The organism is Klebsiella sp. K5-45, from assembly GCF_030128605.1.
In the GTDB taxonomy this organism is placed as follows: Bacteria; Pseudomonadota; Gammaproteobacteria; order Enterobacterales; family Enterobacteriaceae; genus Klebsiella; species Klebsiella quasipneumoniae.
In genome coordinates this window covers 50267-62073 of the sequence record NZ_JAKUZW010000002.1, presented here as the reverse complement: position 1 = coordinate 62073, position 11807 = coordinate 50267, and the positions used below count along the sequence as shown (strand labels likewise).

Sequence of the window (11807 nt, the reverse complement as noted above, 5' to 3'; positions counted from 1 at the left end):
GCTGCCACAGTAGCAAAGCCGCGGCATGGATACTATCGCATCCCCTCACTCCGCCCGGGTTCAACAGAACATTTTTTTCATTCCGCGGGTCAGCGCCACCCGCGTCAGCTTATCGCTATCCTGATGGGCGTCACTAAAGACGCCAAAGAAATAGCGTTCATCGTCAATGGTTTGACTTACGATACGATAGCTGAGCGGTTGCCCGGACGGCGCACCGTATTGCGCAGGCGTCACCGAGACCTCGGTCGCATCGTCGGCGACGCTGACCAGCAGTCCATCCGCCTTACCGCCCACCAGCATGACCTTAATTATCGGGTGCACCAGTTCCTCCCGGGATGGCATAGATCATTGGCAAACCGCGCAGCGCGGCGGGCGTATCGTCAGCAATCAGCGGCGCCAGCCAGCGTGCGGTCTTAAGTACTTTCTTATAGTTCATTGCGGCCTTGAGTCAAAAAATAGCGTGCTTAGGCTGAGCTAAATATTGATTATTCGAAATAAAAGATGACAAATGATGAAGGAAAAAAGAGGAATTGTGAATCAGCAAAATACCGGGTTATTCTTATTCGTCACACCTTTTCTCGCCTTTATCGGCCCTTACACAAGGAAGTATTACGGTTATGCGTTATGTTCGCCTGTGCCTTATCTCCCTGATTGCCGCCCTGCCACTGGCGGTATTCGCCAGCCCTCAGCCGCTTGAGCAGATTAAAATCAGCGAAAGTCAGCTGGCGGGCCGGGTGGGCTATGTTGAAATGGATCTGGCCAGCGGCCGCACGCTGGCCGCCTGGCGCGCCAGTGAGCGCTTTCCGCTGATGAGCACCTTTAAAGTGCTGCTCTGCGGCGCGGTGCTGGCCCGGGTGGATGCCGGCGACGAACAGCTGGATCGGCGGATCCACTACCGCCAGCAGGATCTGGTGGACTACTCCCCGGTCAGCGAAAAACACCTTGCCGACGGGATGACCGTTGGCGAACTCTGCGCCGCCGCCATCACCATGAGCGACAACACCGCCGGCAATCTGCTGTTGAAGATCGTCGGCGGCCCCGCGGGATTGACCGCTTTTCTGCGCCAGATCGGTGACAACGTCACCCGTCTTGACCGCTGGGAAACGGAACTCAATGAGGCGCTTCCCGGCGACGTGCGCGACACCACCACCCCGGCCAGCATGGCCACCACCCTGCGCAAGCTGCTAACCACCCCCTCTCTGAGCGCCCGTTCGCAGCAGCAGCTGCTGCAGTGGATGGTTGACGACCGGGTGGCCGGCCCGTTGATCCGCGCCGTGCTGCCGGCGGGCTGGTTTATCGCCGATAAAACCGGGGCCGGTGAGCGGGGCTCACGCGGCATTGTCGCCCTGCTCGGCCCGGACGGCAAAGCGGAGCGTATCGTGGTGATCTATCTGCGGGATACCGCAGCGACCATGGCCGAACGTAACCAGCAGATCGCCGTGATAGGCGCGGCGCTGATCGAGCACTGGCAGCGCTAGCCCGGCGAAGGCCGCGCGCCTTACCCGGCGCGCAGCACCTCGCAGGCGTGCCGGGTGATATGGGCGGCGGCGGCATCGGAGAGATGCCGGTCGGTAATGATGGTGGTAAAGCGAGTCAAGGGCAACGCCATAAACGTGGCCACCTGATTGTATTTCGAACTGTCGCACAGCAGGATGCTTCTGGCGCTAACCTGGCTGACGGTCTCCTTGACGGTGACTTTGTTCTCATCAGGGGTGAAAATTCCGCGGCTGTCCCAGCCGCTGGCGGAGATAAAGGCCGTATCGATAGCCAGGTGGCGCAAGGTGCGCGCCGCCGACTCGCCGACGCAGGAGCGGTTCTCCCGGCACAGGGTGCCGCCGGTGTGGATCACCCCGCACTGGCTGGCATCTATCAGCAGCTGGGTTATCTCAAAATCATTGGTGACCACCTGCAGGTCGTCCCGGTCGAGGATGGCCCGCGCCAGCGCCAGAGTGGTGGTGCCGGCATCGAGATAGATGCAGCTGTTTTTGGCAATGAGACTGGCCGCCAGCGCGCCGATGGCCTGCTTCTCTTCACTCTGCAGGGTGCTTTTCACCAGATGACTGGGCTCTGCGGCCAGCCGGCTGACGGCGCGCACGCCGCCCGAGACGCTGACCAGCAGCCCCTGTTCTTCCAGCTTACTGACGTCCCGACGGATAGTCATATGGGACACGCCGAGGATCTCCGTCAGCTCATTAATGCTTACCGCCCCACGCTGCTCCACCAGGGCTAAAATACGCTGATGACGTTCAATTGGAATCACCGCTCTCCCCTTACCATTTTTTCACACCAGACCACACCACTCACGCCGGGAGCCTGACGATACCCTGTACTGTTATCGCGCTTGACCGCTGTTTTTACGCTATTTTAGGGCAAGAATCGCCATTGCGCAGCCACTTTCCGCCTGTGAATTTTTTATATTCATGTGGGTTATTCGTGATAACTCTCACATAAATTCACATGATAACGCTTTACTCTATCATTAAATAACATTAATTAACGAATATTCACAAGGAGACCGTCATGACTGCACACACTAACGTCTGCGTGATTGGACTGGGTTCGATGGGCATGGGCGCCGCTCGCGCCTGCCTGCAGGCGGGCCTGAACACCTGGGGGGTGGACATCAACCCCGACAACTGCCGCGCGCTGCTGGAGGCGGGCGCCAAAGGCGCAGGCTCCAGCGCGGTGCCTTTCGCCGCTGAGCTGGATGCGGTCGTACTGCTGGTGGTCAATGCCGCCCAGGTGCGGGGGATCCTGTTCGGCGAGAGCGGCCTCGCCGCCCATCTGAAGCCGGGCACCGCGGTGATGGTGTCGTCAACCATCGCCGCCGCCGATGCCCAGGCGATAGCCGTAGCGCTGGCAGAATATCAGCTCTTGATGCTCGACGCGCCGGTATCGGGCGGCGCAGTGAAAGCGGCCGCCGGCGACATGACGGTAATGGCCTCCGGGAGCGATGCCGCCTTTGCCCGCCTCGCGCCAGTGCTGGATGCGGTGGCCGGCAAAGTCTACCGCATCGGGAGCGACATTGGCCTCGGTTCGACGGTGAAAATCATCCATCAGTTGCTGGCCGGGGTGCATATCGCCGTCGCCGCCGAAGCGATGGCCCTCGCCGCCCGCGCCGGCATCCCGCTGGAGACGATGTACGACGTGGTGACCCACGCGGCGGGTAATTCGTGGATGTTTGAGAATCGTATGCAGCACGTCCTGGATGGCGATTACTCGCCAAAATCCGCCGTCGATATTTTTGTCAAAGATCTCGGTCTGGTGAATGACACCGCCCGGGCGCTGACCTTCCCGCTGCCGCTCGCGACCACCGCGCTGAATATGTTCACCTCCGCCAGCAACGCCGGATTCGGCCGGGAAGATGACAGCGCGGTGATCAAGATTTTCAACGGCATTACCCTGCCGGGCCATAAACAGTGAGGAGAGACAAGATGCAGCTTGGTGTCATTGCCGATGACTTTACCGGCGCCACGGATATCGCCAGCTTCCTCGTGCGCAACGGCATGCCGACCGTGCAGCTAAACGGCGTACCGCCCCACGAACTGCCGTTGACCAGTGAAGCGGTGGTGATCAGTCTGAAAACGCGATCCTGCCCGGTGGAAACCGCCGTCAGCCAGTCCCTGGCGGCCCTGCGCTGGCTGCAAGCCCGGGGCTGTCAGCAATTTTATTTTAAGTATTGTTCCACTTTCGACAGCACCGCGCAGGGTAACATTGGCCCGGTACTGGATGCGCTGCTGGCAGAGCTGGGCGAGACGCGGACGGTGATATCACCGGCGCTGCCGGTGAACGGCCGCACGGTCTATCAGGGGTATCTGTTTGTCGGCCAGCAGTTGCTCAATGAGTCCGGCATGCGCCACCATCCGGTGACGCCAATGGAGGATGCCCACCTCGGCCGCTTAATCGAACGCCAGGGCGGCGGTAAAGCGGCGCTGATAGCCTGGCCAATTATCGATCAGGGGCCGGAAGCGGTCGTTGCCGCGCTGGCGGCCATCAGCGATCCGGCGGTGCGCTATGTGGTGCTCGATGCCCTTAGTGAACAGCATTTGCTGACCCAGGGGGCGGCGCTGCGGGAGATGAAGCTGGTCTCCGGCGGCTCTGGTCTCGCCATCGGCCTCGCCCGCGACTGGGCGCAGCGCCACGGAACCCAAGGTGAAGGATCCCTGGCGGGCATGCCGCTACCCGGCCCGGCTGTGGTGCTCTCGGGCTCCTGTTCGCTGATGACCAACAGCCAGGTGGCGGCCTATCGTGAACAGGCTCCCGCCCGCGCCGTTGACTTAAGCGCCTGCTTTACCGATCTCGAAGGCTATGTCGGGACGCTGGCAGCCTGGGTGGACGCAAACCGCGATGCGCCGCTGGCGCCGATGGTCTATGCCACCACCGAGCCGCAAACGCTGCAGCGGATCCAGGCGCAGTATGGCGACAAGGCCAGCAGCGAAAGGGTGGAACAGTTGTTCGCCGCCCTCGCCGCCGCGCTGAAAGCGAAAGGATTCACCCGCTTTATTGTGGCCGGAGGGGAAACGTCGAGCATCGTGGCGCAGACGCTGGGGGTCGAGGCGTTCCATATCGGGCCGACGATCTCCCCTGGAGTTCCCTGGGTGCGTGACACCCGCCAGCCGCTCTCCCTGGCGCTGAAGTCAGGGAATTTCGGCGATATCTCGTTCTTTGCCCGTGCCCAGCAGGAGTTTTGTCATGACTGAGCAACAGCTGCGAGATGAGATGGTGCAAATTGGCGCCTCGTTGTTTAACCGCGGTTATGCCACCGGCTCCGCCGGCAATCTGTCGCTGCTGCTGCCGGACGGCAACCTGCTGGCGACGCCGACCGGCTCCTGCCTGGGCGAGCTGCAGGCGCAGCGGTTGTCGGTGGTTACCCTGCAAGGCGAATGGCTCGCCGGCGACAAACCGTCGAAAGAGGTCGCTTTTCACCGGGCGGTCTATTTGCATAACCCGGCCTGCAAGGCGATCGTCCACTTGCATAGCCACTATTTGACCGCGCTCTCCTGCCTGCAGGGGCTCGATCCGCACAATTGTATTCGCCCATTTACTCCCTACGTGGTGATGCGGGTCGGCGACGTCCCGGTGGTTCCCTACTACCGACCGGGCGACGACCGCATTGCCGAGGCGCTGGCCGGGCTGGCGCCGCGCTATAACGCCTTTTTACTGGCCAACCATGGTCCGGTGGTCACCGGCTCATCGCTGCGCGAAGCCACCAACAATACCGAAGAGCTGGAAGAGACCGCGCGGCTGATGTTTACCCTCGGCAATCGCGAGATCCGTTACCTGACCGCTGACGAAGTGGATGAACTGAGATAAAACCATGCCAAAATTCGCTGCAAATTTATCCATGCTGTTTACCGAACTGCCGTTCCTGGACCGCTTTGCCGCCGCCGCCCGCGCCGGTTTCGAAGCCGTGGAGTTTCTGTTCCCCTATGAGTATGCCGCCGGGGAAATTAAACAGCGCCTGCAGGAAAACCAGCTGCAGCTGGTGCTGTTTAATACCCCGCCCGGCGACGTTAACGCCGGGGAATGGGGTCTCGCCGCCCTGCCGGGCAGGAGCGCCGAGGCCCGGCGTGATATTGAGCTGGCGCTGGAGTATGCCTGCCAGCTGGATTGTCCGCAGGTGCATATCATGGCCGGCGTGGTGCCGCCGGGGATGGATCGCGCGGCCTGCGAGGCCGAGCTTTTCGATAACCTGCGCTACGCCGCCGAGTGCTTTGCCCGCCACGACAAGCGAGTGCTCATTGAAGCCCTGAATCCGCAGACCAAACCGGGCTATCTCTACCACAGCCAATATCAGACGCTGGAGATAGCGAAGCGGGTCGACCGGCCAAACATCGCGGTGCAGTTAGATCTGTTTCATGCGCAGAAAGTGGACGGTAATTTAAGCCATCTTATTACTGAGTATGCCGGTCAGTACCGCCATATTCAGATAGCCTCCCTGCCCGACCGCCATGAACCGGACGAGGGCGAGATTAATTATTCATGGATCTATGCGTTACTGGATAAAGCGGGCTATGACGGTTGGATCGGCTGCGAATATATCCCCAGGGCGGATACCCTTTCCGGACTGGAATGGTTTTCGCCCTACCGGAAAAAATAAAGCGCGGTTCTAAAAATATAACTCTCTGTATACCTGTTAATACCCGAGGCAAAACTATGTCGACATCGGCGCTGTTACTTATTGCGTTAGCCAGCGTAGTGCTGTTGCTCCTGCTGGTGATCAAAGCGAAAGCGCATCCTTTTGTGGCGCTCCTGATCGTCAGCCTGCTGGTGGCGTTCGCCACCTGCATTCCGGCGGATAAAATCATTACCACCATTGAAAAAGGGATGGGCGGCCTGCTCGGCCATATCGCCAGCATTATTATTTTGGGATCAATGCTGGGGGTGCTCATTGAAATATCCGGCGGCGCCGAATCGCTGGCGAAAACGCTGACCGGCGTGCTGGGTTCTAAACGGACGATTGCCGCCTTAACCATCGTCGCTTTTATTCTCGGCACGCCAGTCTTCTTTGAAGTCGGCTTTATTATCATCATTCCGTTAATTTACGGCTTCAGTAAAGTCGCTCATATGTCGCCGTTGAAGTTTGGCCTGCCAATGGCCGGAGTGATGTTAACCGTCCACGTGGCATTGCCAACCCACCCTGGCGCGGCGGTCGCGGCAGGTATTCTGCATAGCGATGTCGGCTGGCTGATGCTGGCGGGGATTGGGGTGTCGGTCGTGGTGGGTATCGTGGGTTATTTTGTCGCCCGGTCGATCAATCAGCGCCATTATCATCTGTCGATTAACGTGCTGGAACAGCAGCAAACGGCCGAGGTGCCCGACCTCTCCGTCAACGCGCAGCAGACCCGACTGGCGCCGCCGAATGCGCTGGTTATCGGCGGGCTGATCGTGGTGCCCATCGTGCTGATTGTTTCCGGAACGCTCTGTCAGGCCTTGCTGCTGCCGGAAAACGCGATTCGCCAGCTGATGACCGTCATTGGCACCCCGCCCGTCGCCCTGCTGATCTCCCTGGGGCTGGCCAGCTGGACGCTGGGCATCCGGCGGGGTATGAACCTGAAAAAGCTGGGAGAAGTGACCGGCAGCGCGATCCCCTCCTCGGCGGACGTTATCCTTGTCGCCGGCGCCGGCGGCGCCTTTGGCGGGGTGCTGGTCGCCTCCGGCATCGGCAATGCCTTAGCCGAGGCGCTGGAGACGATTCATCTGCCGCTGATGCCCGCCGCTTTCCTGCTGTCGCTGGTGCTTCGGGCCTCGCAGGGCTCGGCCACCGTGGCGATCCTCACCACCTCCGGCCTGCTGTCACAGGCAGTTGCCGGGCTGGAGCCGCTGCAGCTGGTGCTGGTGACGCTGGCGACCTGCTTCGGCTCACTCGGATTGTCACACGTCAACGATGCCGGATTTTGGGTGGTCACGCGCTATCTGGGGCTCTCGGTGCCGGACGGACTCAAAACATGGACCGTACTGACAACCATCATGGGGGTGACGGGCTTCCTCATTACCTGGCTGCTGTGGTTTTTACTGTGAAGTTTATTTGGGTGGCTCCGGCCACCTTATTGGGTCCCCCTCGCGGGGACTGACTCATTATCGCTGCCCGGCTGCTGAGCCGCCGCTTTCAGCGTCATCGGTATAAAATAGCGTACGTGATAGCACCTCTCTTCTGTATCTCCGCCTTCCGTATGGCGTGCCATGAAACATTCTATGTCATACCCGTCGCGACGGCTTACCCCCAGCGTTGGCAGCAGATCCAGATAGAGATCGCTGGACAAACGGGCATAGCGTGACCAGCTGCCGTAGAAATCAACTCCGACATAGAGTCCCGACCGGGCGGTCAACGTGGACGATGGCTTTCGCGTCTCATGACAACCAACAAAGGCGTTAATCTCGACGTTAAGCTCATTTTGACGCGCCGCGGCGTAATCAGAGAGTATGGAAAGCGAGCCTTCTCCGGTGGTAAAAAAACGGTCAACCTTTTGTCTGATAGCCGTCTTGGCGGTGCGTTGCAGCACCATATCCGACAGGCGCAGTTCATACTTCATCGGGTAGCCATAATAGACCCGCTCCGGCAGGGAACAGATCCGCGCCAATGGCAGACGTTCATCATCAGGGGAGAATTTTTTTAACAGTTTTGCCGTATCCCAGTGCGCTGCGCATCGGTATTCCCGTGGCGAAAGCGAGAACCGTTTCTTAAACTCGCGGGAAAAGGTCTGCGGCGAATCGTAACTTAACTGCCAGGCTATAGCGGCGATCGGTTGCCGCGTTAAGCGCAGACTGACCGCTGCGATGGTCAAGCGCCGCAGGCGAATATACTGCCCGATGGGTAACCGGCCGTATTGATAAAACACCTCGTACACAAACCGACGCGAATAGCCCATATACTGTGCCAGGTCATCGATCGCCGGGTTACAGTAGATATTATCCTCCAGCCACGCCAACATTTTTAAATAGAGCTTCTGCTTCATAAGCACTACATACTTCCTGTAATCTTGTCCTCCGCTAATTCTAACAACAGATACTGGCTATCACTAAGCTTTTTATGCATCGCAAAAATAAAAAATCATCAAAACGCTTAAAACGCTGATCGATATATCCTTAACATTTTGTTTATTAGGAACTTTCGCATACCAATACACCGATATCTCACTTTTCCAGGCAGATATTGCATTAATGAAAAACATCCCTTAGATTACCCCGGCTAAAAAACGTCTGCACCTCACCATTATATTCTTTAATTTATTCTGACACCTTTTTTAATACCCAACAGGGAAGTTATATGACGAATTTTTTGATCAATATAAAAAATCACTATTTGCGGGTTGCTATTGCGGAACTGGTGGATGAAGCGATGAAGACCTACGGGGGATCAGAGTATCAGTTTTCTCAACAATGGAACGCGGATGGGATGGCGCAAGCTAATGTGATCTTCACGGAAATGGTGGCGGGAGAATGGTACCTGTGTCATGACCTGTTTCAGCATGCCCCAGAGCAATACACGCTTTTTATTTTTCAGGATAATGAACAAGCTACCGCCGAAGAGGGTTTACCCAACTGTCTGCGGCAGGCGGTGTTTATGCCTCCCCACGTTCCCGTTCAGCTTCTTAAAGATGAGATAGCCAGCGCGATTCAGCGCTCCCTGCCACCTCATCATGACCCATCCTTCAATCGCCTGCGGCGTTGCATCAATTGCGCCTGCAAGACGGTCAGCGATGCGCAAACCAAAGTCATTTACGCATTCAGTATTGGATTAAGTCCGCATGAAGTCGCCGCGGCGCTTAAAATTAGCCATAAAACAATTCATTCGCATAAAAAGAATATTATGTGCAAGTTCAATTTAAACAGCCGCCAGCAATTTAACAACCTCGTAAAACTACTCGCAAGACGTTAATACAATCGCCATTGTATTACCTCTGCAGATTATCTTCTGGAACGGAAGACGTAGCGTCTTTTGCGTCTTTCCCGAATGTAAGAAACACCACTCCACAAAGAAATAACGGGACAGAGAATCAGGCATAAAATAATAAACAAGTCACTCATAGCAGACCTAAAAAAAGAAATTTAACCTGGACTGATATTATGCATTCTATTTTATCGAGGCAAGACCAGCATCGCTTTTTGAGAGCGTGAAATAGAATGGTAGGATAATTCCTGGTGACGAGTATTAACCGGCTAGTTAATACGCTGAGCCAATATTTCAAAAAGGGCGATCGGTCTGTTTGCCCTTTTTTGCATTGAGCATGCGAAAAAGATAGCTAAACTTTAGATTCCCTGTAGAGTGAAGGTAGTCACCAAGTGAAACTCACGTTCTGCGTGCGGACATCACGGTTAGTTAAAGGGCACCAAACACAGACTCCCTATTTGGGGGGCAGGCCATACTTTTCTCAACATGCGCTGTACAGGCCATCGCAGCTTTGCTGCAGCGACCGGAATGACTAATGCTAACCACCCTGATTTATCGCAGCCAGGTTGATCCTGACCGCCCGCTCACCGATCTCGACGCTTTAATTCATCGCGCCTGCGGGAAAAATACGCCCCTTGGCATCACCGGCATTCTGTTGTTTAACGGCCTGCAGTTCTTCCAGGTGCTGGAAGGGAGCGAAGAGAGTCTGGAGTCGTTATTCCACGAAATACAAAGCGATCCGCGCCATCGCGATGTGGTTGAGCTGATGCGCGACTATTCGGCCTACCGTCGCTTTCGCGGCACCGGGATGCGCATGTTGGATCTCCGTCTTTACGATGACGATGGCGCGCTGGAGGAGATCCTGCGCATTAGCTCGTTCGGGGTCACCGAGCCAATCAACGACCGGATGTTCCGACTGATTAACGCCTTTATCGCTAACGGTGGGCGCTATTGTCTTCCCGAGCCGTTGCAGCCTTCTCGCTGGACGATGAAGGCCGCCGCGGGCACAGCCACGCCGCGTCATCTGCCCGATCAACCCTGCCAGTTTGCCTTGCAGGCTATCGTCGAACCAGCGAAAAAGCGAATCTCCTCCTTTGAAGCGCTGATCCGCAGCCCTACCGGCGGATCCCCTGTGGAGATGTTTGCCGCCATCCCGGCGGAGGATCGTTACCGTTTCGACCTCGAGAGCAAAGCATATGCCTTCTCTCTCGCAGGTCAGCTACCGCTTGGCAAACACCAACTGGCCATTAACCTGCTGCCCGGTTCGCTGTATAACCATCCTGACGCCGTCGGCTGGCTGATGAACAGCCTGCTGGCGGCCGGCCTCAGGCCGGACCAGGTGCTGATAGAGGTCACCGAAACGGAGGTGATCACCTGCTTCGACCAGTTCCGCAAGGTGCTCAAAGCGCTGCGCGTCGCAGGCATGAAGCTGGCCATCGATGACTTTGGCGCGGGTTACTCCGGCCTGTCGTTACTGACCCGCTTTCAGCCTGACAAAATTAAAGTGGACGCAGAGCTGGTGCGCAACATTCATATCAGCGGCACCAAGCAGGCGATTGTCGCCTCGGTCGTCCGCTGCTGCGAGGATTTAGGCATCACGGTCGTGGCGGAAGGCGTTGAAACCCTGGAGGAGTGGTGCTGGCTACAGTCGGTTGGCATTCGCCTGTTTCAGGGCTTCCTGTTTTCCCGGCCTTGTCTGAATGGCATCGGGGAGATTTTCTGGCCGGTAGAGCGCCAGGCTGCGGATCTGTAAAGGCGCAGCGTCCGGTAGCGTCACTGCCAGTGGGCGAGTTTTTCGCCCAGCGCTGCCATGGCGAAGCGCACCGCTTGTGCCACCACTGCCTCGCAGTCACCGGTAAAGCGCATCCGTTGGGTTTCGATCTGGCCGCGAAAGTTCCATGCAAACCATACCGTCCCGGCGGGAGTTCCATCCTCCCCTCCTTCCGGCCCCGCATAGCCGCTGATGGCGATGGCGATATCGGCCCCGGCTAACGTCAAAATACCGGTCGACATTTCCTGAACGCACGCTTCGCTGACAGCGCTATGTACCGCCAGGGTTTCCGCGCGGACCTGGAGCACGTTGCGCTTGGCTTCATCGCTGAAGGTAACCACGCCGGTATCATAAAAGGCCGCGGTATCAGCCTGAGCACAGAGCGCCGCCGCCAGATTGCCACCGGTGCAGGATTCCGCCGTGGTCAGTCGCCAGCCTCTCGCAATAAGCGCCCGGGCCACCCGAGCGGTCAATTCATGGGTATTTTGTGCGTCTTTATCGATTTGGTCCGTCATTCTGACACCTCGCCGACTTTTAGAAGGAACACAGCCTCACAGGCCCTGTTTACAGGATAGCATATCGATTTCTCTGATCGCCGGGAGGCCGTTTACGCCTCCTTTAGCGGATAATATAAAGGCCCGCAGC

At 57.5% G+C, this 11807-nt stretch carries 14 protein-coding genes; 8 read left to right on the top strand and 6 right to left on the bottom strand.

The genetic code is table 11. From position 1 onward, the window contains the following. Positions 1–60: 60 nt before the first annotated feature. The gene (locus MKS11_RS04190) at positions 61–321 is read right to left on the bottom strand and encodes a hypothetical protein (protein ID WP_004205993.1); all 261 of its coding nucleotides are present in this window, start codon (positions 319–321) and stop codon (positions 61–63) included. Continuing rightward, positions 305–436, bottom strand: a complete 132-nt coding sequence (locus tag MKS11_RS04185; protein ID WP_023318188.1) for a hypothetical protein — start codon at positions 434–436, stop codon at positions 305–307. Before MKS11_RS04185 ends, MKS11_RS04190 begins: the two co-directional genes overlap by 17 nt. Positions 437–617: 181 nt before the next feature. On the opposite strand from MKS11_RS04185, the gene MKS11_RS04180 reads away from it, so the two are divergent. Next, the gene (locus MKS11_RS04180; protein WP_087771722.1) at positions 618–1478 is read left to right on the top strand and encodes a broad-spectrum class A beta-lactamase OKP-B-34; all 861 of its coding nucleotides are present in this window, start codon (positions 618–620) and stop codon (positions 1476–1478) included. 20 nt (positions 1479–1498) lie between these two features. Here MKS11_RS04180 and MKS11_RS04175 read toward each other — a convergent pair whose 3' ends face one another. Beyond that, positions 1499–2260: a DeoR/GlpR family DNA-binding transcription regulator gene (locus MKS11_RS04175; RefSeq protein WP_004205996.1), complete on the bottom strand. Its 762-nt coding sequence runs from the start codon at positions 2258–2260 to the stop codon at positions 1499–1501. Between the two features lie 260 nt (positions 2261–2520). Here MKS11_RS04175 and ltnD point away from each other — a divergent pair, with 260 nt between their 5' ends. The 5 genes from ltnD to MKS11_RS04150 are packed head-to-tail and all read left to right on the top strand — an operon-like array spanning position 2521 to position 7521. After that, a complete protein-coding gene (ltnD, locus tag MKS11_RS04170) occupies positions 2521–3423 on the top strand; it encodes an L-threonate dehydrogenase (protein ID WP_004205998.1) in 903 nt (300 codons plus the stop codon). An 11-nt stretch (positions 3424–3434) separates the two neighbouring features. Further along, a complete protein-coding gene (gene otnK, locus MKS11_RS04165) occupies positions 3435–4700 on the top strand; it encodes a 3-oxo-tetronate kinase (RefSeq protein WP_064794836.1) in 1266 nt (421 codons plus the stop codon). After that, positions 4693–5313 (top strand): aldolase, encoded by a 621-nt coding sequence (locus MKS11_RS04160; protein WP_017900343.1) that lies wholly within the window; start codon positions 4693–4695, stop codon positions 5311–5313. The genes otnK and MKS11_RS04160 overlap by 8 nt, the downstream gene beginning before the upstream one ends. A gap of 4 nt (positions 5314–5317) precedes the next feature. Then, on the top strand, positions 5318–6100 hold the full coding sequence (locus MKS11_RS04155; RefSeq protein WP_043519529.1) for an HPr family phosphocarrier protein: 783 nt from the start codon (positions 5318–5320) through the stop codon (positions 6098–6100). A gap of 56 nt (positions 6101–6156) precedes the next feature. Continuing rightward, entirely contained in the window at positions 6157–7521 is a 1365-nt protein-coding gene (locus tag MKS11_RS04150) for a GntP family transporter (protein ID WP_114267948.1), read from the top strand. A 26-nt stretch (positions 7522–7547) separates the two neighbouring features. On the opposite strand, the gene MKS11_RS04145 is transcribed toward MKS11_RS04150, so the two are convergent. Beyond that, a complete protein-coding gene (locus MKS11_RS04145) occupies positions 7548–8456 on the bottom strand; it encodes a helix-turn-helix domain-containing protein (RefSeq protein WP_284109383.1) in 909 nt (302 codons plus the stop codon). 311 nt (positions 8457–8767) lie between these two features. On the opposite strand from MKS11_RS04145, the gene kbvR reads away from it, so the two are divergent. Then, on the top strand, positions 8768–9379 hold the full coding sequence (gene kbvR / locus MKS11_RS04140; RefSeq protein ID WP_043519528.1) for a LuxR family transcriptional regulator KbvR: 612 nt from the start codon (positions 8768–8770) through the stop codon (positions 9377–9379). A gap of 29 nt (positions 9380–9408) precedes the next feature. Here kbvR and MKS11_RS04135 read toward each other — a convergent pair whose 3' ends face one another. After that, the gene (locus MKS11_RS04135) at positions 9409–9528 is read right to left on the bottom strand and encodes a small membrane protein (RefSeq protein ID WP_138100189.1); all 120 of its coding nucleotides are present in this window, start codon (positions 9526–9528) and stop codon (positions 9409–9411) included. A 398-nt stretch (positions 9529–9926) separates the two neighbouring features. On the opposite strand from MKS11_RS04135, the gene MKS11_RS04130 reads away from it, so the two are divergent. Then, positions 9927–11144, top strand: a complete 1218-nt coding sequence (locus MKS11_RS04130; protein ID WP_064187257.1) for a diguanylate phosphodiesterase — start codon at positions 9927–9929, stop codon at positions 11142–11144. A 20-nt stretch (positions 11145–11164) separates the two neighbouring features. Here the strand turns inward: MKS11_RS04130 and MKS11_RS04125 are convergent, their stop codons facing one another. Continuing rightward, a complete protein-coding gene (locus tag MKS11_RS04125; RefSeq protein WP_023318181.1) occupies positions 11165–11677 on the bottom strand; it encodes a 2-oxo-tetronate isomerase in 513 nt (170 codons plus the stop codon). Positions 11678–11807: the final 130 nt, after the last annotated feature.